Source organism: Bradyrhizobium nivariense, assembly GCF_029846695.2.
Taxonomy (GTDB): Bacteria; Pseudomonadota; Alphaproteobacteria; order Rhizobiales; family Xanthobacteraceae; genus Bradyrhizobium.
Genome location: NZ_JARWCR020000022.1, coordinates 95,251 through 115,608, shown reverse-complemented (window position 1 = coordinate 115,608; position 20,358 = coordinate 95,251). Strand labels below are relative to the sequence as shown.

Annotated in this window: 24 protein-coding genes; 8 read left to right on the top strand and 16 right to left on the bottom strand. The window is 65.9% G+C overall.

All coding sequences use genetic code 11. The features are described 5' to 3' along the window. Nucleotides 1-256: 256 nt before the first annotated feature. The 3 genes from QCM77_RS20105 (at nucleotide 257) to QCM77_RS20095 (ending at nucleotide 2,911) form a co-directional block, all read left to right on the top strand. On the top strand, nucleotides 257-1,552 hold the full coding sequence (locus QCM77_RS20105; protein WP_279684611.1) for an O-acetylhomoserine aminocarboxypropyltransferase: 1,296 nt from the start codon (nucleotides 257-259) through the stop codon (nucleotides 1,550-1,552). A 4-nt stretch (nucleotides 1,553-1,556) separates the two neighbouring features. After that, a complete protein-coding gene (locus QCM77_RS20100; protein WP_279684610.1) occupies nucleotides 1,557-2,339 on the top strand; it encodes an alpha/beta fold hydrolase in 783 nt (260 codons plus the stop codon). 68 nt (nucleotides 2,340-2,407) lie between these two features. Next, a complete protein-coding gene (locus QCM77_RS20095; RefSeq protein ID WP_279684609.1) occupies nucleotides 2,408-2,911 on the top strand; it encodes a DUF6496 domain-containing protein in 504 nt (167 codons plus the stop codon). A gap of 12 nt (nucleotides 2,912-2,923) precedes the next feature. Here the strand turns inward: QCM77_RS20095 and QCM77_RS20090 are convergent, their stop codons facing one another. Continuing rightward, the gene (locus tag QCM77_RS20090; RefSeq protein ID WP_279684608.1) at nucleotides 2,924-3,877 is read right to left on the bottom strand and encodes an aliphatic sulfonate ABC transporter substrate-binding protein; all 954 of its coding nucleotides are present in this window, start codon (nucleotides 3,875-3,877) and stop codon (nucleotides 2,924-2,926) included. Between the two features lie 21 nt (nucleotides 3,878-3,898). Then, the gene (locus tag QCM77_RS20085) at nucleotides 3,899-4,120 is read right to left on the bottom strand and encodes a hypothetical protein (protein ID WP_279663273.1); all 222 of its coding nucleotides are present in this window, start codon (nucleotides 4,118-4,120) and stop codon (nucleotides 3,899-3,901) included. 388 nt (nucleotides 4,121-4,508) lie between these two features. Between QCM77_RS20085 and QCM77_RS20080 the strand changes: the two genes are divergently transcribed. Then, nucleotides 4,509-5,240: an SDR family NAD(P)-dependent oxidoreductase gene (locus QCM77_RS20080; RefSeq protein ID WP_279684607.1), complete on the top strand. Its 732-nt coding sequence runs from the start codon at nucleotides 4,509-4,511 to the stop codon at nucleotides 5,238-5,240. 288 nt (nucleotides 5,241-5,528) lie between these two features. On the opposite strand, the gene QCM77_RS20075 is transcribed toward QCM77_RS20080, so the two are convergent. The 9 genes from QCM77_RS20075 to phnG are packed head-to-tail and all read right to left on the bottom strand — an operon-like array spanning nucleotide 5,529 to nucleotide 12,514. Continuing rightward, nucleotides 5,529-6,140: a pyridoxamine 5'-phosphate oxidase family protein gene (locus QCM77_RS20075; RefSeq protein ID WP_279684605.1), complete on the bottom strand. Its 612-nt coding sequence runs from the start codon at nucleotides 6,138-6,140 to the stop codon at nucleotides 5,529-5,531. Between the two features lie 28 nt (nucleotides 6,141-6,168). Further along, nucleotides 6,169-6,765: a phosphonate metabolism protein/1,5-bisphosphokinase (PRPP-forming) PhnN gene (gene phnN / locus QCM77_RS20070; protein ID WP_279684604.1), complete on the bottom strand. Its 597-nt coding sequence runs from the start codon at nucleotides 6,763-6,765 to the stop codon at nucleotides 6,169-6,171. Then, the gene (locus tag QCM77_RS20065) at nucleotides 6,762-7,919 is read right to left on the bottom strand and encodes an alpha-D-ribose 1-methylphosphonate 5-triphosphate diphosphatase (protein ID WP_279684603.1); all 1,158 of its coding nucleotides are present in this window, start codon (nucleotides 7,917-7,919) and stop codon (nucleotides 6,762-6,764) included. Before QCM77_RS20065 ends, phnN begins: the two co-directional genes overlap by 4 nt. 11 nt (nucleotides 7,920-7,930) lie before the next feature. Beyond that, nucleotides 7,931-8,629 carry a phosphonate C-P lyase system protein PhnL gene (gene phnL / locus QCM77_RS20060; protein WP_279684602.1) on the bottom strand — a complete coding sequence of 233 codons (699 nt, stop codon included), beginning with the start codon at nucleotides 8,627-8,629 and terminating at the stop codon, nucleotides 7,931-7,933. A gap of 22 nt (nucleotides 8,630-8,651) precedes the next feature. Beyond that, complete coding sequence (gene phnK, locus QCM77_RS20055) at nucleotides 8,652-9,449, bottom strand: phosphonate C-P lyase system protein PhnK (protein WP_279684601.1); 798 nt, start codon at nucleotides 9,447-9,449, stop codon at nucleotides 8,652-8,654. Continuing rightward, nucleotides 9,442-10,332, bottom strand: coding sequence for an alpha-D-ribose 1-methylphosphonate 5-phosphate C-P-lyase PhnJ (locus QCM77_RS20050; protein WP_279684600.1), 891 nt, complete (start codon nucleotides 10,330-10,332; stop codon nucleotides 9,442-9,444). The genes phnK and QCM77_RS20050 overlap by 8 nt, the downstream gene beginning before the upstream one ends. Beyond that, nucleotides 10,329-11,432, bottom strand: a complete 1,104-nt coding sequence (locus QCM77_RS20045; RefSeq protein WP_279684599.1) for a carbon-phosphorus lyase complex subunit — start codon at nucleotides 11,430-11,432, stop codon at nucleotides 10,329-10,331. Before QCM77_RS20045 ends, QCM77_RS20050 begins: the two co-directional genes overlap by 4 nt. Nucleotides 11,433-11,436: 4 nt before the next feature. Continuing rightward, nucleotides 11,437-12,045, bottom strand: coding sequence for a phosphonate C-P lyase system protein PhnH (phnH, locus tag QCM77_RS20040; RefSeq protein ID WP_279684598.1), 609 nt, complete (start codon nucleotides 12,043-12,045; stop codon nucleotides 11,437-11,439). Between the two features lie 4 nt (nucleotides 12,046-12,049). After that, nucleotides 12,050-12,514: a phosphonate C-P lyase system protein PhnG gene (gene phnG / locus QCM77_RS20035; RefSeq protein WP_279684597.1), complete on the bottom strand. Its 465-nt coding sequence runs from the start codon at nucleotides 12,512-12,514 to the stop codon at nucleotides 12,050-12,052. 119 nt (nucleotides 12,515-12,633) lie between these two features. Between phnG and phnF the strand changes: the two genes are divergently transcribed. Beyond that, the gene (gene phnF, locus QCM77_RS20030; RefSeq protein ID WP_279663292.1) at nucleotides 12,634-13,362 is read left to right on the top strand and encodes a phosphonate metabolism transcriptional regulator PhnF; all 729 of its coding nucleotides are present in this window, start codon (nucleotides 12,634-12,636) and stop codon (nucleotides 13,360-13,362) included. Nucleotides 13,363-13,394: 32 nt separating this feature from the next. Here the strand turns inward: phnF and phnE (QCM77_RS20025) are convergent, their stop codons facing one another. The 4 genes from phnE (QCM77_RS20025) to phnC all read right to left on the bottom strand — a co-directional run bounded on the left by phnE (QCM77_RS20025) (nucleotide 13,395) and on the right by phnC (nucleotide 17,010). After that, nucleotides 13,395-14,243: a phosphonate ABC transporter, permease protein PhnE gene (gene phnE, locus QCM77_RS20025; protein WP_279684596.1), complete on the bottom strand. Its 849-nt coding sequence runs from the start codon at nucleotides 14,241-14,243 to the stop codon at nucleotides 13,395-13,397. Next, the gene (gene phnE / locus QCM77_RS20020) at nucleotides 14,240-15,124 is read right to left on the bottom strand and encodes a phosphonate ABC transporter, permease protein PhnE (protein ID WP_279684595.1); all 885 of its coding nucleotides are present in this window, start codon (nucleotides 15,122-15,124) and stop codon (nucleotides 14,240-14,242) included. Before phnE (QCM77_RS20020) ends, phnE (QCM77_RS20025) begins: the two co-directional genes overlap by 4 nt. Nucleotides 15,125-15,200: 76 nt before the next feature. Further along, nucleotides 15,201-16,136 carry a phosphonate ABC transporter substrate-binding protein gene (phnD, locus tag QCM77_RS20015; RefSeq protein WP_279684594.1) on the bottom strand — a complete coding sequence of 312 codons (936 nt, stop codon included), beginning with the start codon at nucleotides 16,134-16,136 and terminating at the stop codon, nucleotides 15,201-15,203. Between the two features lie 64 nt (nucleotides 16,137-16,200). Next, nucleotides 16,201-17,010: a phosphonate ABC transporter ATP-binding protein gene (phnC, locus tag QCM77_RS20010; protein ID WP_279684593.1), complete on the bottom strand. Its 810-nt coding sequence runs from the start codon at nucleotides 17,008-17,010 to the stop codon at nucleotides 16,201-16,203. A gap of 172 nt (nucleotides 17,011-17,182) precedes the next feature. Between phnC and QCM77_RS20005 the strand changes: the two genes are divergently transcribed. The 3 genes from QCM77_RS20005 to QCM77_RS19995 are packed head-to-tail and all read left to right on the top strand — an operon-like array spanning nucleotide 17,183 to nucleotide 19,761. Beyond that, entirely contained in the window at nucleotides 17,183-17,854 is a 672-nt protein-coding gene (locus QCM77_RS20005) for a transferase hexapeptide repeat family protein (RefSeq protein WP_279684592.1), read from the top strand. Continuing rightward, complete coding sequence (locus tag QCM77_RS20000) at nucleotides 17,851-19,044, top strand: alpha-D-ribose 1-methylphosphonate 5-triphosphate diphosphatase (RefSeq protein WP_279684591.1); 1,194 nt, start codon at nucleotides 17,851-17,853, stop codon at nucleotides 19,042-19,044. The genes QCM77_RS20005 and QCM77_RS20000 overlap by 4 nt, the downstream gene beginning before the upstream one ends. Nucleotides 19,045-19,062: 18 nt before the next feature. Next, on the top strand, nucleotides 19,063-19,761 hold the full coding sequence (locus QCM77_RS19995; protein ID WP_279663300.1) for a DUF1045 domain-containing protein: 699 nt from the start codon (nucleotides 19,063-19,065) through the stop codon (nucleotides 19,759-19,761). 3 nt (nucleotides 19,762-19,764) lie between these two features. Here the strand turns inward: QCM77_RS19995 and QCM77_RS19990 are convergent, their stop codons facing one another. Further along, nucleotides 19,765-20,358, bottom strand: a complete 594-nt coding sequence (locus tag QCM77_RS19990; RefSeq protein WP_279684614.1) for a hypothetical protein — start codon at nucleotides 20,356-20,358, stop codon at nucleotides 19,765-19,767.

Below are 20,358 nucleotides of genomic sequence, written 5' to 3'. Positions count from 1 at the left end.
TGGACCACTTCTGTGGCAGGCTGTCCGTAATCTCTTCAGCCGAACCCGCCGCCACCTCTGCGAACCACCGCGACGGCGCCAAAAACAACACGACAATCTCCGCGCACGACTAACCTAGCGCAGATGACCCCAACCCTCTCCCCGTAAGAACGGGGCGAGGGAGCACACCGTCTCCGCGGCGGTGTCAATGGGCTGACGTCGCGCGCCGTTTTGTGGCACAAGAGCCGCCTCCGCCGACCGACCAACGAGGCCACGCATGCCCGCGCCAAAACCGCCCGCCTTCGAGACCCTGAGCCTGCATGCGGGCCAGCATCCGGACCCCGCGACCGGCGCCCGCGCGGTGCCGATCTACCAGACCACGTCCTATGTGTTCCAGGATTCCGACCACGCCGCCGCGCTGTTCAATCTGGAGCGCGCCGGCCACATCTATACGCGCATCTCCAATCCGACCACCGGCGTGCTGGAGGAACGGCTCGCGGCGCTGGAGGGCGGCGTCGGCGCGATCTGCACCGCGAGCGGCATGGCGGCGCTGCATCTGGCCATCGCGACGCTGCTCAACGCCGGCGATCATATCGTGGCGTCGAGCTCGCTCTATGGCGGCACCATCAACCTGCTGGCGCACACGCTGCCGCGTTTCGGCATCACCACGACATTTGTGAAGCCGCGCGACCTCGAGGCGTTCCGCGCGGCGATCAAGCCGAACACGAAGCTGGTGATCGGCGAGACCATCGGCAATCCCGGGCTCGAGGTGCTGGACATTCCGAAGGTCGCTGCGATCGCGCATGACGCGAAGATCCCGCTGCTGATCGACAACACCTTTGCCACGCCCTATCTCAGCCGTCCGATCGAGCTCGGCGCCGACCTCGTCATGCATTCGGCGACCAAATGGATCGGCGGCCACGGCATCGCGATCGGCGGCGCCATCGTCGACGGCGGCCGGTTTGATTGGCGTTCATCCGGAAAATTCGGCGTGCTGACCGAGCCCTATGGCGGCTATCACGGCATTGTCTTCGACGAGCAGTTCGGCACCGCAGCCTTCATCATGCGCGCGCGCACCGAAGGCCTGCGCGATTTCGGCGCCTGCCTGTCGCCGACCAACGCGTTCCAGCTGTTGCAGGGCGTCGAGACGCTCGGCGTGCGCATGGACCGCCACATCCAGAACACGCACCTCGTGCTGGAAGCGCTGAAAGCCAACAAGGCCGTGGATTGGGTGCTGCATCCCTCGCTGGAGGACCACGCGGACTACCAGCTTGCAAAGACACTGCTGCCGCGCGGCGCCGGCTCGATCGTCTCCTTCGGCATCAAGGGTGGGCGGCCCGCGGGCCGCAAGTTCATCGAGCAGCTGCGCATGATCAGCCATCTCGCCAATGTCGGCGACGCCAAGACGCTGGTGATCCACCCCGCCTCGACCACGCACCAGCAGATGGACGGCGCGCAGCTCAAGGCCTCCGGCATCGGCGAAGAGCTGGTGCGGCTGTCGGTCGGCATCGAGACCGCAAGCGATATCATCGACGATCTCACCCAAGCGCTGCGCATCTCGCAAAAGGTCTGACACCATGAAGCTCTCCGTCAACGGCACCGAAATGTTTGTCGCGACCGGCGGCCGCAACTTCGACAAATCCCTGCCCGCGGTCGTCTTTCTCCATGGCGCCGGCTTCGATCATTCGACCTGGGCGCTGCACACGCGCTGGTTCGCCCATCACGGATTTGGCGTGCTGGCGCCTGATATGCCCGGTCACGGCCGCTCGGCCGGACCTTCGCTTGGCAGCATCGCCGAGATGGCCGACTGGACGGCGGCCCTGCTCGATGCAGCCGGAGCTGCGAAGGCGCATCTGATCGGCCATTCCATGGGATCGCTGATCTCGCTGGAAACGGCGGCACGGCATCCCGAAAAAGTCTCCGCACTGAGTCTGATCGGCACGGCCGCGACCATGACGGTCGGCCCGGATCTGCTGAAGGCGGCCGAGGCCAACGACCAGGACGCCGTCGACATGGTCTCGATCTGGGGCCTCGGCTTCAACGCCGAGCTCGGCGGCAGCCTCGCACCGGGCCTGTGGATGCATGGCGGCGCGCAGGCCGTTCTCAAGACTTGCGAGCCGGGAGTGCTGTTCAGGGATTTGTCCGCGTGCAATGCTTACGCCAATGCGCTTCAAGCAGCCGCGAGCGTGACGGTGCCCACGACGCTCATCCTCGGCGAGCGGGACATGATGACGCCGGTGAAGGCCGGCAAGGCGCTCGCAGCGGCGATCCCGCATGCGAAGACCGTCGTGGTGCCGGGCGCCGGCCACATGATCATGGCCGAGCGCCCCGATGAACTGCTGGCTGCGCTAGGGAACTGACAGGATCAATCGTCCATCTTGCGCGTTGCGGTCAGACATCCCTGTGAAATCCAGAGGGAACCGGACCTATGCCAAGACAAGAAGTCATTCGCAAAGCCAGACAAGACAAGCGTGCCGGCAAATCGGCAAGCACGCAGGCCGGCGAATTCGTCAAGGACGAGATCGACAAGATTCGCAAGGGCAAGCATGGTGCACGCTCACCGCGGCAGGCTATCGCCATCGGTCTGTCCGAGGCGCGCCGTGCCGGCGTCGATCTGCCGCCGCCGCGAAAAGGGCGCGTCAAGAAGGCGACGCGCCGCAGCGCCAAATATGCCCATGAGGTCGGTCAGGGCAAGCGCACCCCGAAGCGCCGGCCGCGCGTGTCGCGGGCCGTCGAAGAGGTCTTGAAGAAGGAGCCGCGCTCGACCGCGTCGCGCAGTGCACTGTCGAAACAGGCCAAGCGTGCCGCGAGCCAGCGAACCGCCGCGTCGCGTTCGGCCACCGCGCGCAAGGCGAGCCGCACCAAGGGCGCCAAGGTCCGCTCCGCCGCCGCAAAGAAGGCGGCACGCACCAGGGCGCGCCGCCGGAGTTGAGTCTCGTTGCGCTCAGGAACCCGGCGTCCACGTCCAGACGATGTCGGAGACGTTGACCGGTTTCGGGATCAGGCCAAGCTTTGCAAAACGGTCGGCGACTGCCTGCTGGCGCTTGACCACCTCGGCGTCGAGCGGCACCACGCGATAGCTGGAGCGGTTGACGAAGCGGCGGACCGCTTCGATGTCGACGCCGGTCGCCTCGGCCTGCGCCTTCGCCACCTCCTCGTGATGCGCCTCCGCCCACACGCCTTCGGCGGCGAAGGACGTGTTGAGCTTTGCCACCAGCGCCGGATACTTTTCGACGAAATCGGTGTTGGCAATGTAGTAGGCGTTCGGCTTGTGCACGTCCTTGTCGAAGACGAGAACCCGCGCATTCTCCTTCAATTCGGCGAGCGCCAGATAGGGATCCCAGATCGACCAGGCGTCGACCGAGCCTTTGGCGAAGGCCGCCGTGGCATCGGCCGGCGCGAGCGGCGCCGGCGTGATATCAGCCCACGACAGACCGGCCTTCTCCAGCGCAGCGACCAGGAGATTGTGCGCGCTCGATCCCTTGCCGAAGGCGACGCGCTTGCCCTTGAGGTCCGCGAGCGATTTGATCGGCGAATCCTTCGGCACGATGATCGCCTGATTGTCGCCGTCCGACTTCACCGCCGCGACGTAACGTATCCTTGCGCCGCCGGCCTGGGCGAAGATCGGTGGGGTGTCGCCGACGAAGCCGAAATCGACGCTGCCGACATTGATGGCTTCCAGCAACGGCGGACCGAACTGGAAGTCGATCCACCTGACCTCGATGCCAAGCGGCTTGAAGGCGCTTTCCAACGTCTGACGCTGGCGCACCGCCGGGAAGAAGCCGCCCTTCTGCGTACCGATGCGGATTTCCGCCGGCTTGTCCTCGGCGCGCGCCGGTGCGGCCAAGGCGGCCGCGAGCAGAAGCGTCGTCGCGAGAATGTGTCGTCGATTGATCATCACGTGGCCCTTTCGATGGGATCAGTTGGCGAAGAGTGGAGAATTTGCGCGCCGGCTCCGTTCGGAGAACACGGCGCGGGCGGCGCGCTCGGCTTCGCGGGCCGAGCGGAACTGGCGACCTTCGAGGCTGTCAAACAGCCGCTCGGAGGAGAAGAAGCGAAAGCCGCCCGCATCGCGGGTGACGATTCCGGCGGCGCGGTCGTGGATTTCGATGATGTAGGCGTTCGATTGAGTTTGGGACATGACTGCTCGTTCGCCGGGGTCTCGGCGTTCCTGTCTTGGGATTTGCTGGGTGAGGTTGCTGTGAGGTGGCGGTCAGCAACAACAACAGGCGCCGGTTGCCGCCGAGAAACAGCGCCGCGTCATGCACGCAGGCATGTCGTCAAGATTACGCTGGTGATCGGTTTTCATATCGCGGCTTCGGCTCGGAGAGCAGTTTCGATCCTGGAAATATCGAGCGTTTGGGCCGATCGGTCAATGAAATGGCTATCCATAATTGCCACGAGCGCGCATCAGCACTCCTTCCGGCACGAGCGCAGGCAAACGAATTCATCTCGCGATGAGTTCAACGCAGGCGCGCGACCGGCGTGGTACCGTCCGGTCAAACATGGAACAAGTAAAGGAGACGGGCATGGTCGATGATCTCAAGGGACGCACGGCGCTCGTCACCGGCGGCTCGCGCGGGATTGGGGCCGCGATCTGCCGCGCGCTGGCCGAGGCCGGCGCGGCCGTGGCGATTAACTGCCGCGAGCGGATCGGGCAGGCCGAGCAATTGGCGGAGGACATCGGCGAGCGCGGCGGCCGCGCCATCGCCGTTGCTGCGGACGTATCGCAGCGCGAGGCCGTGACCGCGATGGTCGAGCGCGTCGCGGCCGGGCTCGGGCCCATCGACATCCTCGTCAACAATGCCGGCATCGCCATCACACGCGGCATCGACGATCTCACCGAAGACGATTTCGACCGCACCATCCTGGTCAACCTGAAATCCGTCTTCCTGTGCACGCAGGCGGTGCTGCCGGCCATGCGCACGCGGAAATGGGGGCGCATCGTCAACATCTCCTCCGGTGCCGCGCGCGGCGCCGGCTCGATCGGGCCGCACTACAACGCGTCCAAGGCCGGCCTGGAGGGCCTCACGCGAGGTTATGCGGCGCGGCTGGTCAAGGAGGGCATCACCGTCAACGCGGTGGCGCCGTCGCTGATCGAGACCGACATGATGAGTGGGCAGCCACAGCTCGTCAGCCGCATCCCGCTCGGCCGCTTCGGTACGGCGGAGGAAGTGGCGAAGGCCGTGATGCTTTTGGTCGACAACGCCTACATGACCGGGCAGACGGTCGCGCTGAGCGGCGGGATGGCATTTAATTAGCCGCAGCACTCGCAGCGAGCTCCCGCTTCGCTCTCTCCTCCAGAGCGGGGCTATCGCATATGAAGAAAACGTGGCGGGAAGCTCGCCTGCGGCCATCCTTCGAGACACCCGCCTCACGGCGGGCCCTCAGGATGAGGTCGCGTTTCGCTGCGAGATACCAGATCCTCATGGTGAGGAGCCCGCCAAAGCGGGCGTCTCGAACCATGCAGGCCGAACACGTCCCGCGACCTCAGAGCCCCTCACCCCGCCCGCTCCCCGCAAGAGCGGGGCGAGGGAGACGAGAGAGCATCACCACATCGTCGCGGCCGCGCGGGCCGGCCAGGCGCGATCATACTCCGCGCCGCCGACCTTGTTCTCGCTCATCTCGGCGAGGATCTGGCCGGGCGTCGGCAGCGTCTTGGGGTCGATGCGCTTGTCGGGATTCCAGAGGTCGGAGCGGACGATGGCGCGGGCGCACTGGAAGTAGATTTCGTCGACCGTCATCACCATGACGCTGCGCGGCGCCTTGCCGTCGACCTTGAACGAGGCGAGCAGCTCGGGATCGATGGAGAGATGGGCCCGGCCATTGGCCCGGACCGCATTGCCGGAGCCGGGGATCAGGAACATCAGCGACACCCGCGGGTCGCGCACGATGTTGCGCAAGGAATCGACCCGGTTGTTGCCGCGGCGATCCGGCAGCATCAGCGTCTTCGGGTCATGAATGCGGACGAAGCCGGAGAGATCGCCGCGCGGCGAGCAGTCGATGCCCTCGGGTCCGATGGTGGCGAGCGCGGCGAACGGGGCCTTTTCAATGAAGACCCGATAGAGCGGAGTGACATGGTCGGCGACTTTCACGGTCGAGGCGTCGTTGGTGACGCCGTAGATGGCCTCTAACTGCTCGACCGTTTCGATCACCGACATTCTTCCACTCTCCTTGTTGCGCTGGCCGCTACTCGTGCCAGCCCTCATTCCTGATCAAGCGTACCAGGTGGCGGCCATGGTATTCGGCGCTACCGGCATTGACGATCGTGATGTCGGCCTGCGCGGCCTGGTCATCCACGCTGCGCGCGAGTCGGTCCGAGATATTGCCGTCACTGTGACGGGCGCGAGCGGCAAGCCGCTGCGCCAGCACATCCGGCGGCGCGGTGATCGCGACCACCACGACATTGGCGTAAGCTTCGCGCAGCGCGCCGATCACAGTGCGCGAAACATTGGCCACGACGGCGCGCCCGGCACGAATATCGTCGTTGAGGTCGAGCGGCAGCGCGTAGGAATGCCCATGCGCCTCCCAATGCACGGCGAAATCCCCATGCTCGCGCGCGCGCCGGAATTCGTCGGCGCTAAGCGCGACATTGTCTTCGTCGGCGGAGGATTCGCGCGTCACGACACGGCGCGGAAAGACGATGTCGTGATCCTCGATGCACGCTGCCCTCGCGAGCCGCAGCAGCGTGTCCTTGCCGGCGCCGCTGGGGCCGACCACGAGCACGAGCCGTCCGGGGCCGATCGCGCCCGTCGTCTTGTCCGCCACGGTGACGGTCTCGCTCATGCGACACGGCTCCCTTCGCGCCAGACGCTGCGGACCGCGGGGACGCTGCCCGCGACGTGCACGCGGATCAGATCGGCGCGCTTGCCGACGGCGATCTCGCCGCGATCGGACAGGCCGACCGCCTCGGCGGGCGCCTTCGTCACCGTGCGGATCGCCGCCGCAAGGCTGATGGCGGGCACGTGCTCCGGCAAATGCAATGCAGCCATCAGAAGGCTTGAGGGAATGTAGTCCGACGACAGGATGTCGAGCAGGCCTTCGCGGGCGAGATCGACCGCGGCGATGTTGCCGGAGTGCGAGCCGCCGCGCACGACGTTCGGCGCGCCCATCAGGATGTCGATGCCGGCCTGATGCAGGCCGCGCGCGGCCTCCAGCGTGGTCGGGAATTCCGCGACAGAAACGCCATCGCGCACGGCGTCCACGACGTTCTCCTCGGTGGTATCGTCATGGCTCGCCAGCGGGATCTTGTACTTATGTGCCAGCGCCACGATCTCGCGCATGTTGGTCGCAGCGTGGGCCTTCTGATATTCGAAGCGCTTCGCGAACAGCTGGTCGAGCTCGGCGTCGGTCTTGCCGCCGCCCTTGCCGCGGTAATAGTCGCGCAGCTTGCCTTCGTCGCGGAACTGGCGCTGGCCGGGGGTGTGGTCCATCAGCGACATCAGCCGCACGTCGGGACGGTCGATCAGCTCCCTGGCCTCCTCGACCACGCTTGGCATCGGGATTTCGCAACGCAGATGCAGGAAGTGATCGGCGCGCAGCAGGTCGGCGTCGCGCGCGGTCGTGATCGCGGCGGCGAGCGTGCCGGCGCGGCCGTCGACTTCCTCGGCGCCGTCCTCGCGCCAGACCCGGAGCGAGTCGAACACCGTGGTGATGCCTGAGGTGGCGAGCTGGCCGTCATAGGAGACGACGGCGGCGACTGGATTCCAGAACACTTTCGGCCGCGGCACGTAATGTGCTTCGAGATGGTCGGTGTGGAGCTCGATCAATCCCGGCATGATCAAATCGCCACCGGCATCCTCTGCCCCCGCAGGCGCCCTGCCCTCACCGATCTCGGCAATGCGTCCATCGGCGAGAGCAAGCCAGCCCTGCTCGATCACCCGGTCGGCCAGCACGATCCTGGCGTTGGCGATCACGATGTCCTTCGACTTGGCGTTCATGTCCATTTCCTTCAGGCCGCGGCGGCGAAGCTGGTGACGTCGACGATGCGGTCGGCAATCAGATGACGGATTTCGTCGTCATGGACAATGGCGACCATGGCGACGCCCTGGCGCTTCTTTTCGGCGACCAGCTCGACCACGACGGCGCGGTTGGCGGCGTCGAGCGAGGCTGTGGGCTCGTCGAGCAGCAGGATCGGGAGATCCGAGATGAAGCCGCGCGCGATGTTGACGCGCTGCTGCTCGCCGCCGGAGAAGGTCGCGGGCGGAAGCTGCCAGAGCCGCTCGGGGATATTGAGCCGATGCAGCAGCGCGCCCGCGCGCTGTTGCGCTTCCGCGCGCGTCAGGCCGTTGACGATCAGGGGCTCGGCGACCACGTCGACGGTCGCGACGCGCGGCACCGCGCGCAGGAACTGGCTGACATAGCCGATGGTCGCCCGGCGGATGTTGAGGACCTGCCGCGGCTCGGCGGTGGCAAGATCGACCAACGCGCCGCGATGGCGGATGCCGATACGGCCGGAGTCGCAGCGGTAATTGCCGAAAATCATCTTCAGGATCGACGATTTTCCGGCGCCTGATGGCCCCGATAGCACGACGCATTCGCCCGGGTCGACGTGGAAGGTCACGCCGCTGACGACAGGCAATTCGACGCCGCCTTGCAGGTGCATCGTAAAGGTCTTGTTGGCGTCGGCGATGTCGATCATTGCGGTCATTGGAAAACTCTTCTTGGAAGGCTCATGGCGGCAGAATCGAGGAGACGAGGAGCTGCGTGTAAGGTTCGCGGGGATCGTCGAGCACCTGGTCGGTGAGGCCGGTCTCGATGACGCGGCCGCCCTTCATCACCATCACGCGGTGCGACAGCAGGCGCGCGACCGCGAGATCATGGGTGACGATGATGACGGCGAGGTGCAGCTGGGCAACGAGGCTGCGCACGAGGTCGAGCAGACGGGCCTGCACGGAGACGTCGAGGCCGCCGGTCGGCTCGTCCATGAACACCAGCCGCGGCTCGGTGACGAGGTTGCGGGCGATCTGGAGGCGCTGGCGCATGCCGCCGGAATAGGTGCGCGGCGCATCGTCGATGCGTGCGATGTCGATCTCGACGCGGGTCAGCCAGTCCGACGCGGTATCGCGGATGCGGCCGTAATGATTCCACCCCACCGCCATCAGCCGTTCGCCGACATTGGCGCCGGCCGAGACCGCCATGCGCAGCCCCTGCGCGGGATCCTGGTGCACGAAACCCCAATCGGTGCGGAACAGGAAGCGCCGCTCGGCCTCGCCCAGTGTGGCAAGATCGCGGGTGACGCCGTCGCGCATCCGATAGGACACCTGGCCGCCGCTGGCCGCGAGCTGACCCGACAGCAGCTGCAGCAGCGTCGACTTGCCCGAGCCGGATTCGCCGACGATCGCCAGCACCTCGCCGGGATAGAGCGCAAAGGACACGTCGCGGCACGCGGCGATGCGGCCATAGGATTTGCTGAGAGACCCGGCAACCAGCAGCGGCTGGTCGTTTTCGAGCATGTCGAGATCAACCATGTGAGCCCGCCTTCTCCTTGTACGGCGCGGCGCTGAGGCTGCCGTGATGGCCGGCGGCCTGGCGTCCCTCGCAATAATCGGTGTCGGAGCAGACGAACATGCGACCGCCCTTGTCGTCGGTGACGATCTCGTCGAGATAGGAATTTTCCGCGGCGCACAGCGCGCACGGCGCGTTGAAGCGATACGGCTCGAAGGGGTGATCCTCGAAGTCGAGCGACACAACTTGCGTATAGGGCGGGATCGCGTAGATGCGCTTCTCGCGGCCGGCGCCGAACAATTGCAGCGCGGGGCAATTGTCCATCTTGGGATTGTCGAATTTCGGCGTCGGCGACGGGTCCATCACGTAGCGCGCGTTGACCTTTACCGGATAGGCGTAAGCCGTCGCGATGTGGCCGAAGCGGGCGATGTCCTCGTAGAGCTTGACATGCATCAGCCCGTATTCGGCGAGCGCGTGCATGCGCCGCGTTTCGGTCTCGCGCGGCTCGAGGAAACGCAGCGGCTCCGGGATCGGCACCTGATAGACCAGCACCTGGTTCTCGTGCAGCGACGTCTCCGGGATGCGGTGGCGGGTCTGGATCACGGTCGCATCTTCCGTCGCCGTCGTCGTGGCGACGCCGGCGGTCTTGGCAAAGAACTTTCGGATCGAGATCGCGTTGGTGGTGTCGTCGGAGCCCTGGTCGATCACCTTCAGCACGTCCTCGGGCCCGAGGATCGCGGCGGTGACCTGGACGCCGCCGGTGCCCCAGCCATAGGGCATCGGCATTTCACGGCTGGCGAACGGCACCTGATAGCCTGGGATCGCGATCGCCTTGAGGATCGCGCGGCGGATCATCCGCTTGGTCTGCTCGTCGAGATAGGCGAAATTGTAGGCGGGCGCGTTCATTCCGCGGCCTCCTTCATGGCGTCGGGCGCATTGGCATCAGTGAATTCCTTGCGCAGCTTGCGCAACAGGCCGAGCTCGGACTGGAAGTCGACATAATGCGGCAGCTTCAGATGCTCGACGAAGCCGGTCGCCTGGACGTTGTCCGAATGCGACATCACGAATTCTTCATCTTGCGCGGGAGCGAGTGCCTCTTCGCCGAGCTCTCGCGCGCGTAACGCGCGGTCGACCAGCGCCATCGACATGGTCTTGCGTTCGCTCTGGCCAAAGGCGAGGCCATAGCCGCGGGTGAAGCACGGCGCTTCCGTCGCGGAGCCCGTGAACTGGTTGACCATCTGACACTCGGTGAGCTCGATCGAGCCGAGCGGCACGGCGAAGCCGACGTCTTCCGCCAAGAATTCGACCTCGACCTCACCGAAGCGAATCTCGCCGGCGAAGGGATGGTTGCGGCCGTAGCCGCGCTGGGTGGAATAGCCCATCGCCAGCAGGAAGCCTTCGTCGCCACGCGCGAGGTTCTGCAAGCGCAGATCGCGGTCCGCCGGGAAATTCAGCGGCTCGCGGGTGAGATCGCCGACGCTGGCGCCCTCCTCGGCCTGCGGCGAGGACTCGATCAGCCCGTCGCGGCCGAGGATGTCGGTCACCCGCGGGGTTGGCGCAGTCGATGCTTCGGCCGTCGCCGGTGTTTCCGGCACAAAGCCTTCGGCGAGCGAGGGATCCAGCAGGCGGTGGGTATAGTCGAAGGTCGGGCCGAGGATCTGGCCGCCGGGAATGTCCTTGAAGGTCGAGGACACCCGCCGCTGCACCCGCATCGCGCCGGTCTCGACCGGCGCGCTGGCGCCGAAGCGCGGCAGCGTGGCGCGGAAGGCGCGGACCAGGAAGATCGCCTCGATCAGGTCGCCGCGCGCCTGCTTGATTGCGAGCGCCGCGAGCTCGCGGTCATAGAGCGAGCCCTCGCTCATGACGCGGTCCACGGCGAGGCCAAGCTGCTCGGAGATCTGGTCGAGAGAGATTTCCGGAACGCTTGGGTCGCCGCGCCGCGCATGTGCGAGCAGGCGATGGGCGTTCTCGATGGCGCGTTCGCCGCCTTTGACTGCGACATACATGCAACTAGCTTCCCTTGTTCACGACGCGCGTGGTGCGCGGGATCGCAACCACGGCATCATCGGCGACCAGCACCACATCGATGCCGCGCGGAAACAGCGTTTCGTTGACGCGCAGGCGATCGAACAGGTCGAACGGCTTGATCGAGGCCCGGAGCGTCGCGACACCGTCGATGCCGGGGCCGCGCAGCTCGAAGCTGCGTCCTCCGTCCAGGCTCTCGACCTGAAGGATCAACGTGGTCGACCGATCCGGATATTCGCTGGTGCCGAGCGCGAAGCACTCGAGCGAAGGCAGCGCCCCGCCGTCGCTGATCAGCGCGAAGCTCGCAATCGAGGAATCCTGCACCACCGGCGCGCCGGTGTGGAATTTCAGCCATTTCACGACATCGGAACTTTCCGACATGCGCGCATCGAGCCAGAGCGGCGTGTCGTGGTCGAACAGCGTCAGCGCGATCGCGGCCGTGCCGCGCATCATCGCATGAGGCGTTCCGGCCACCGGCACGATGCGCTGCACCGAACCCGGCCGCGCCATCGCGTCCATGACCGAACGAAAGGTCGATTGCGCCGACAGCACCTTGTCGGCGAACCCCGGCGGCAGTTCCGCAATCGTGGTCATGATCTCACCCCTCACCGCGCACCATGGTGTAGAAATCAACCTTCGTCGCCGCGGTCTCGGCCGCCGCCTGCCTGCGTTTGACCATAAGCTGCTCACGCAACGGCGCGATAACGTCCCGCTCCACCGCGCCGCCGAAATCGCTGGACTGCACCAGCGCGTCGCACAGCGCGATCAGCCGCGCCTTCTCACCGTCGCGACCGAGCGTGTAACCGAAACCGACCTCGCCGCTCGCAAGCCTGACCGCGGCGCGCGATACCGTCGCTTCGCCGAGGTTGAACGGCGCACCGTCGCCGCCGACCCGGCCGCGCAGCATGACGAGGCCGTTTTCCGGCGCGCGCAGATCCTGATGCGCCGGCAGGGCGAGAGCGCGGAGGCGAGCGGCGATCTCGCCCGCCTCCGCGTGCGCCAGCACGGCCATCGCGGCCTTGCGCTGGGCTTGCTGATTGTTGTGCTGGGTCACCAAAGTCACCGAACTTTTCTGCAGAACTTGCCGAATCCAAGTTGTCTATGATACTAGACAACTTGATACGGGAGCGCCATGACTGTTTCGTGACAAAGGCGTGATTTCTGGAGTAGCTTCCCGGCCACATGAGCATGCAGGACACAGCCTCCTCCGGCGTCGCGTTGTGGCGCCTCGTTGCCGACGGCATCGAGCGCGGCATCGCCGACGGCCGCTTTGCCGCCGGCGACAAGCTGCCGGGCGAGGTGGAGATCGCCGAAACCTATCGCGTCAACCGCCACACCGTGCGGCGTGCGCTGGCCGCACTTGCCGAGCGCGGCATCGTGCGGGCCGAACGCGGCAGCGGAACCTATGTCGAGGCGCAGAAGCTCGCCTACCCGCTGCGCTCGCGGACCCGTTTCTCCGAGATCGTCGGCGCGGAGGGTCGCGAACCGCATGGCCGGTTGATCGAGGCGTCCGATGATGTCGCGACCCGCGAACTCGCGCGGGAACTCGGTCTCAAGGCCGGCGCGCCACTGGTCCGGATCGAGACCATCCGCCTCGCCGACCGCACGCCGATCTGCGTCTCCACGACGTGGCTGTCAGCGGGATTGTTTCCCGATGCGGGCGCTGTATTCGCGGCGACACGCTCGATGACGAAACTGCTCGAGCATTACGGCGTCCGCGACTATCGCCGCGGCGCGACCCGGATCACCGCCGGCATCGTCGACGCAACCGACGCCGCACGGCTCGATCTGGCGCTGGGACGGCCGATCCTGGTGGTCGACGCGACCGATCACGATCCCGACGGCAAGCCGCTGGTGACCAAGCATTCGCGCTTTGCCGCGGAGCGGGTGGAGTTTTTGGTGGAGTCGTAGCAACCATGAAATGGAGCCTACGGTATCTGCGATTATGCCACCGCCCTTCGCCCGATGATGGCGAAGCGGAGTTTGCCCGAGACGAAATCGATCGCGGCAACCGCGACCAGGATCATCAGGATCAGGAACGACACCTTCTGCCATTCCAGCACGCGGATCTGCTCGGCGAGCTGGAGCCCGATGCCGCCGGCGCCGACGATGCCGATGATGGTGGCCGAGCGCGTGTTCGATTCGATGAAATAGAGCACCTGGCCGGCGATCACCGGCAGGACCTGCGGCAGCAGACCGAAGCGAATCTCGTGCAGCGCGCTGCCGCCGGAGGCGCGGATGCCCTCGACCTGTTTCTGGTCGGCGCCCTCGATCGCCTCCGAGAACAGTTTTCCGAAGGCGCCGAAATCGGACACGGCAATGGCGAGCACGCCGGCAAACGGGCCGAGCCCGACCACGTTGATCCACACCAGCGCCCAGATCAGCGTATCGACGCCGCGGATCGAATCGAGGAAGCGGCGGACCGGGAAGCGCAGGATGTTCGACGGCACGATGTTGCGCGCGGCCAGCAGGCTGACCGGCAGCGCGAACACCGCGGCCAACGTGGTGCCGAGCAGCGCGATCGACAGCGTCTCGCCCAGCGCCTTCAGATAGATCGGCAGCGACGAGCCGGGATCCGGCGGGATCATCATCAGGCTGATCCAGCCGAGCTGGCTGAGGCCGGCGAAGAGGCGCGATGGCGAGAAGTCGAGATCGACGAGGCCGTAGACCAGGATCGCGAACGCCACGACGATCATCGCCGGCATCGCGAGCCGCGCCGAGGCCGGCCGGTCGAACACGTCAGGATAGCGCGCGCGAAGCGCTGCGGTGTCGATCTCCTGCGGCCCCGTCACGTCCGCGTCTCCCTGCCGAACAGCCGGCCACGCAGCCAGCCGGTGCTGATGTCGATGATGAAGACCGTGACAATGATGGTGAGCAGGATCGCGCTGACGTCCGAATAGTAGAACTTGCGGATGGCGACGACGAGCTCCTGGCCGATGCCGCCGGCGCCGACAAAGCCCATCACCGAGGCCTCGCGAACGTTGATCTCGAAACGCAGCAGTGCGTAGCTGGCGTAGCCTGCCGTGACCTGCGGCAGGATGGCGAAGCGCATGCAGGAGAGCCAGCTCGCGCCGGTCGAGCGGACGCCTTCGACCGGCTTCATGTCGGCGTTCTCGACGATCTCGGAGAACAGCTTTCCGAGCGCGCCGGTGGAGTGAATCGCAATCGCCAGCACGCCTGCCATCGGTCCGAGCCCGAAGGCGATCACGAAGATCAGCGCGAACACGATGCCGGGCACCGTGCGGGCGAATTCGAGCAGGCGCCGCACCACGAAGCGCAGCCAGGGCGCGGGCGAGGTGTTTTCAGCCGCGAAGAAGTTCAGGCAGAACGCAAAAGTCGCGCCGATTAGCGTGCCGACATAGGAGATCAGCAGGGTCTCGCCCAGCATCTTCAGCCATTTGCGCCAGCCCCACAGCCACTCACCGGCATCGGTCCAGACCCGCTGGCCGTTGTCGAGCGCGAGGATGCGGTCGAAATAGCTGACGAAGTTGCCGAAATGGGTGAACAGCGTGCGCAAGTTCACTTCCGCGCCGACCGCGGCGAGAAGCAGTGCAGCGGCGAACACCACGGCCCCGAACAGGAGCCGCCATCGCCTGCGCGCGACCGCCTGGCGATAGGCGGCATTGAGTACAGCCAGCTGCTGCTCGGGGAGGATCGAAACCGCGACGGTCATCTGATCAGGGCGAATGTTCGCTCAAAAGAGAAAGAGCCGGGTCCATCGACCCGGCTCCAGTGCGTCGTCCCAAAAATCAGGACGCCTTCTTCTTACGCAGTGCATCGACGAACTTGATCAGCTCGATCGTGCCATCCCAATCCTTGGTGGTGGCGGGGTGAAAGCCCTTCTTCTGGCCGTCGGAGAGACGGTCGAAGGCCGCCTTGTCCTTGGCCGGCGCGTCGAAGAACGCCTTCGCGATCGCCGCCTTGGCGTCTTCCGGCAGGTCGGAATTATAGGCATAGGGGCCGTTGATGATCGGCGCGGACTTGTGGATGATGCGGAAGTCATCCTTCTTCATCGCCGAGCCGTCGGCGTTCTTCAGCATGTTCTTGGTCAGCATCTGCGCCAGCGTCGAATCGTCGTCGCTGGTCCACTGGTTGGCCGCAACGTCGACCGTGCCCTGCGCCAGCGCCAGTATCGCGTTCTCATGGCTGCCGGTGAAGACGACCTTGCCGAAATAGGTGTCGGCATCCGCGATGCCCATCTTGTCGAGCTCGAAGCGCGGCACGTTGTTGCCGGAGGTCGAGTTCGGGTCGACCAGGCCGAGGTTCTTGCCCTTGAGCTGATCGACGCTCTTGTAGGAGCTGCTCGCCTTGACGAAGAACACCGAGTAATAACCGGTCGAGCCGTCGGCGTTGATGTCGTTGGCGAAGGCATCGGTCTTGACGCCGGTCAGGCGGGCGCGAGCGAACGAGGCCGAGCCATAGCTGGCGATATGGATGTTGCCGGCGCGCTGGCCTTCGATCACGGCCGCGTAGTCGTTGGCGATGCGCAGCGTGACCTTCACGCCCAATTCCTTGGAGAGATAGCTCACGAACGGCGCCCAGCGCTCGGTCACGCCGGAGGCATTCTCGGCCGGGACGACCGCGAAGGTCAGCTCGGGATATTTGGCTTTCCAGTCTTCGGCGGAAGCGGCGGCGGTGAAGGCCAGCACAGCGGCGCCGGCAAGAACTAATCTGCGAGTGATCATGATACCCTCTTCATCGGTTGGGGTCGGTTGACGCAAAAACTGGTGACTAACGATGCGGTGCGGCTCAGGCGGCTGCCGCCGTTCCAAGCGCTGGAATGCCTTCAGGCGACGACACCGGCATGCCGCCCATGATTTCGGCGGCTTCGAGATCGTAGAGCTCACGCGCAACGTGGTCGGTCAACTCAGCCGGCGCGCCGTCGAACACCACGCGACCCTGCGCCATGCCGATCAGGCGGTCGCAATAGCTGCGCGCCAGATCGAGCGAATGCAAATTGCAGAGCACGGTGATACCGAAGTGCTTGTTGATGCGCAGCAGCGCATCCATCACGATCTTGGTGTTGCGCGGGTCGAGCGAGGCAATCGGCTCGTCGGCGAGGATGATGTCGGGTTGCTGCACCAGCGCGCGGGCGATCGCCACGCGTTGCTGCTGGCCGCCGGAGAGCTGGTCGGCGCGCTGGGCCGCGAGCGGGGCGATGTCGAACTGCTCGAGCGCGGACATCGCCAGCGCCTTGTCCCGCTCGGGCCAGGTCTGCGATAGCGAGCGCCAGGCCGGCATGGTCGCGAGCCGGCCCATCAGGACGTTGGTGAGAACATCGAGCCGGCCGACCAGGTTGAACTGTTGAAAAATCATCGCGGAGCGCGCCCGCCACTGCCGCAGCTCCTTGCCGCGCAGCGCGGTGACGTCGAGGCCGTCGAACAGGATGCGGCCCTGCGAAGGGGTCGCGAGGCGGTTGATGGTCCGCAGCAGGGTCGACTTGCCGGCGCCCGAGCGTCCGATCACGCCGACGAAGCCGCCGGGCGAAATTTGAAATGAAGCGTCGTCCACCGCGGCTTTCGCGCCAAAGCGACACGTCAGACCTTCAACCACCAGCATGCAGCGCTCCAGAGTAGCTGGGACCCACCGCTAGCGCCGGCGCTTGACACTTGTGTGACATGCGCGCTGCGGTGCGGCGATCCTACACACCTCATCCCCTGTCATCGCATCGTCATGACATTGTCATCAGGCCGCTCGAAGAGAAACGCCCGCCCTCTCGTTCGGATGCAACATGGCCGCCAAAGCGCTTTCGGTCCAGCCGACCGTCGATCCCTCGGCCAAGCTGCACGACACCAGGCTTGGGGCCTACACCGAGGTCGGCGCGCGCACGATCCTGCACGAAGTGGCGATGGGCGATTACTCCTATGTCGTGAACGACGCCCAGATCACCTACACCACCATCGGAAAGTTCTGCTCGATCGCGGCGATGATTCGGATCAATCCGGGCAACCACCCGATGCACCGCGCCACCCAGGCGCACTTCACCTATCGCTCGAGCGCCTACTTCGAAGGCGAGAGCGACGATACGGAATTCTTCGACTGGCGGCGTCAGCATCACGTCCATATCGGCCATGACGTCTGGATCGGCCATGGCGCGATCGTGCTGCCGGGCCGCAACATCGGCACCGGCGCGGTGATCGCGGCCGGCGCCGTCGTCACCAAGGACGTGCCGGCCTACACCATCGTCGCCGGCAATCCCGCGCGCATCGTCCGCCGCCGGTTTTCGGAAGACGTCGCCGGACGGCTCGCCAGCCTCGCCTGGTGGGATTGGGATCACGACAAATTGCGTGAAGCACTGCCCGATTTCCGCAAGCTCGGGATTGAAGAATTCCTCTCGGCATATGAAGCACGGGCAAGTTCTCTCAACAGTCCTCTTGGCAGCAAACGAAGCGCGGTCGCGTGACAGACATTTTCCTTGAGGGCGGCCGGACGCTGATCGGCTCCGAGCTCGTCGAGACTTCGCTGGCCCTGTCCGGACAGGACATCGCCGCGGTCGATGCTTCGCGCGGCCGGGCGCGGCTTGCGATCGACGCGCGCAACCTGCTGGTGCTGCCTGGCATCGTCGATCTGCATGGCGATGCCTTCGAGCGGCAGATGATGCCGCGCGCCGGGGTCGACTTTCCGATCGACATCGCGCTCGCCGACAGCGACCGCCAGGCGATCAGCAACGGCATCACCACGGTGTTTCACGCCACGACCTGTTCGTGGGAGCCGGGCCTGCGCAGTGCCGACAACGCGCGCGGCCTGATGGAGGCGATCGAACGGCAGCGCCCGCAATTCGCGGCCGACACCCGCTTCCATCTGCGCCACGAGACCTACAATCTCGACGCCGAAGCCGAGATCGGCGTGTGGCTCACTGAGGGCCGCGTCGACCTGTTCGCCTTCAACGACCACATGGACGGCACGGTTGGGGACATGGCCAAGCCCCGCAAGCGCAACCGCATGGTGGGGCGTACCGGCCTGTCGAGCGAGGCGTTCGACCGGCTGGTCGACGGCGTGCTTTCGCGCGCCAGCGAGGTGCCGGCTTCCGTGTCGCGGCTTGCCGCGACGGCCCGCGCCGCCGAGGTGCGGATGCTCTCGCATGACGATGCGACACCGGCGATGCGCCAGGGCTTTCGCGCCATGGGCGTGGCGATCGCGGAGTTTCCGATCAACGAAGAAACCGCGCGTGCCGCCGCAACGGCCGGCGATGCCATCGTCTACGGCGCGCCGAACGTCGTGCGCGGCGGCAGCCACACCGGCTGGACCAAGGCATCCGACATGATCGCCAAGGGCCTCTGCTCGGTGCTGGCATCGGACTATTACTATCCCGCGCAGCTGCTCGCCGCGTTCCGCCTCGCCGCCGATGGCGTGCTGCCGCTGACGGAAGCCTGGAATCTGGTCTCCGCTGGACCAGCGCACGCAACCGGTCTTGCCGATCGCGGCGTGCTGGCGGAAGGGCGCCGCGCCGACATTCTGCTGGTGGACGACCGCGTGCCGCTGCGGCCGCGTCTCGTCGCGGTGATCGCAGCCGGAAAGCTCGTGCACCTGACCGAAGCGACACGGCTGCTCAGCGCGGCGACGACGCCGCGCGAGGCTGTCGTCGCGGCATAAACCGGTTATGTTCGGTCGATGACAGATTTTCCCCGCTACGCGATCTACCATGCCGCCGGTGCCGACAGCGCCGTCTCGCGCTTCGGTGCCGAACTGCTCGGCTATGATGCGCATACCGGCCGTGAGCTGCCGTTCCCGGACGAGGCGCTGCGCACGGCTCCGGACTGGCGTGATGTCACCGCCGATCCCCGCAAATACGGCTTTCACGGCACGCTGAAGGCGCCGATGCCGCTGGCATCCGACAGGAGCGAGGTCGAGCTTGTTGCGGCCTGCGCGACATTCGCCGGCAGGGCGCGCGCAATTCCAGTGATCCGCCCGGTCGTCGATTCCATCAGCGGCTTCATCGCCGTCATTCCCGCGGAGCCGGTCGGCGAACTCCAGCAGCTCGCCGCCGATTGCGCCCGCGACTTCGATTGCTTCCGCGCGCCGCTGAGCGCGGAAGGCCGTGCGCGGCGCAAGCCGGAGAAGCTGAACGAACGGCAACGCCACTATCTCGACCGCTGGGGCTATCCTTACGTGATGGAGGAATTCCGCTTCCACATGACCCTGACGGGCCGGCTCGACGCGGACCGGCGCGGGCCGATTTTGGAAATGCTGCGGGGACGGTTTGCCGCGCTCGGTCTCGAGACGCTTGCGATCGATCGCGTCGCGCTGTTCAAGCAGGATGACGCCAAGGCTCGCTTCCGCATCATCGGCGAGTGGGCTTTGACGCAGTAAGCGTCAGTGCCAGCTCGCGAAATTGAAGACGAGCGCCACAACGCCAACCAGAATGAGGCTGGTCGCCCAGATCACATCCAGATTGAACCAGCTTCGCGAGACCAACCTCAATCCCAGATGGCGGTAGACCAGCCACGCCAGACATCCGCCGGCGCCGACCATGGCGGCAACGTGCACCAAAGACACCAGCACCGCCATCCCGAGACTCGCCTTGATCAGCGCGCCGGCGGCCTCATGGCCGGCATCGAGTTCGAAGGCCTGGCAGAGCCCGAGATAGATCGGCACGAGCATCAAGGCGGCGCCATGAGCAATGGCAACGGCAAATGACCAGAGCGCCAATTGCGTTGGCGGAATTCGTGCCAGCGTGCGCGGATGGCGCCGCTCGACCAGCCGATAGACGCCGAAGCCGATGACGAGAAGGCTCGCGCCGAGCTGGATCGAGCGCTGCCACTCGGCCAGCACGAGCAGGAACGCGAATGGCAGCAGCACGAGAAGCGTTGCCAGGAGATGTCCGGCCGCCAGAGCCCACAACGCACGAAAGAGCGCGCGCGGGCTCTTGTCCATGAGCCCGGCCGAAACGGCGAGCGGCCAACCCAT

What these genes read in the sequence shown, in the direction of transcription:
- QCM77_RS20005 (WP_279684592.1), top strand. Translation starts at nt 17,183, where the DNA reads ATGGCCGCCAAAGCGCTTTCGGTCCAGCCGACCGTCGATCCCTCGGCC.
- QCM77_RS20080 (WP_279684607.1), top strand. Translation starts at nt 4,509, where the DNA reads ATGGTCGATGATCTCAAGGGACGCACGGCGCTCGTCACCGGCGGCTCG.
- QCM77_RS20090 (WP_279684608.1), bottom strand. Translation starts at nt 3,877, where the DNA reads ATGATCAATCGACGACACATTCTCGCGACGACGCTTCTGCTCGCGGCC.
- phnL (WP_279684602.1), bottom strand. Translation starts at nt 8,629, where the DNA reads ATGACCGCAATGATCGACATCGCCGACGCCAACAAGACCTTTACGATG.
- QCM77_RS20085 (WP_279663273.1), bottom strand. Translation starts at nt 4,120, where the DNA reads ATGTCCCAAACTCAATCGAACGCCTACATCATCGAAATCCACGACCGC.
- QCM77_RS20065 (WP_279684603.1), bottom strand. Translation starts at nt 7,919, where the DNA reads ATGAACGCCAAGTCGAAGGACATCGTGATCGCCAACGCCAGGATCGTG.
- QCM77_RS19995 (WP_279663300.1), top strand. Translation starts at nt 19,063, where the DNA reads ATGACAGATTTTCCCCGCTACGCGATCTACCATGCCGCCGGTGCCGAC.
- phnC (WP_279684593.1), bottom strand. Translation starts at nt 17,010, where the DNA reads ATGCTGGTGGTTGAAGGTCTGACGTGTCGCTTTGGCGCGAAAGCCGCG.
- QCM77_RS20105 (WP_279684611.1), top strand. Translation starts at nt 257, where the DNA reads ATGCCCGCGCCAAAACCGCCCGCCTTCGAGACCCTGAGCCTGCATGCG.
- phnH (WP_279684598.1), bottom strand. Translation starts at nt 12,045, where the DNA reads ATGACCACGATTGCGGAACTGCCGCCGGGGTTCGCCGACAAGGTGCTG.
- QCM77_RS19990 (WP_279684614.1), bottom strand. Translation starts at nt 20,358, where the DNA reads ATGGGTTGGCCGCTCGCCGTTTCGGCCGGGCTCATGGACAAGAGCCCG.
- phnF (WP_279663292.1), top strand. Translation starts at nt 12,634, where the DNA reads ATGAGCATGCAGGACACAGCCTCCTCCGGCGTCGCGTTGTGGCGCCTC.
- QCM77_RS20100 (WP_279684610.1), top strand. Translation starts at nt 1,557, where the DNA reads ATGAAGCTCTCCGTCAACGGCACCGAAATGTTTGTCGCGACCGGCGGC.
- QCM77_RS20075 (WP_279684605.1), bottom strand. Translation starts at nt 6,140, where the DNA reads ATGTCGGTGATCGAAACGGTCGAGCAGTTAGAGGCCATCTACGGCGTC.
- QCM77_RS20095 (WP_279684609.1), top strand. Translation starts at nt 2,408, where the DNA reads ATGCCAAGACAAGAAGTCATTCGCAAAGCCAGACAAGACAAGCGTGCC.
- phnD (WP_279684594.1), bottom strand. Translation starts at nt 16,136, where the DNA reads ATGATCACTCGCAGATTAGTTCTTGCCGGCGCCGCTGTGCTGGCCTTC.
- phnE (WP_279684595.1), bottom strand. Translation starts at nt 15,124, where the DNA reads ATGACCGTCGCGGTTTCGATCCTCCCCGAGCAGCAGCTGGCTGTACTC.
- QCM77_RS20045 (WP_279684599.1), bottom strand. Translation starts at nt 11,432, where the DNA reads ATGTATGTCGCAGTCAAAGGCGGCGAACGCGCCATCGAGAACGCCCAT.
- phnN (WP_279684604.1), bottom strand. Translation starts at nt 6,765, where the DNA reads ATGAGCGAGACCGTCACCGTGGCGGACAAGACGACGGGCGCGATCGGC.
- phnK (WP_279684601.1), bottom strand. Translation starts at nt 9,449, where the DNA reads ATGGTTGATCTCGACATGCTCGAAAACGACCAGCCGCTGCTGGTTGCC.
- QCM77_RS20050 (WP_279684600.1), bottom strand. Translation starts at nt 10,332, where the DNA reads ATGAACGCGCCCGCCTACAATTTCGCCTATCTCGACGAGCAGACCAAG.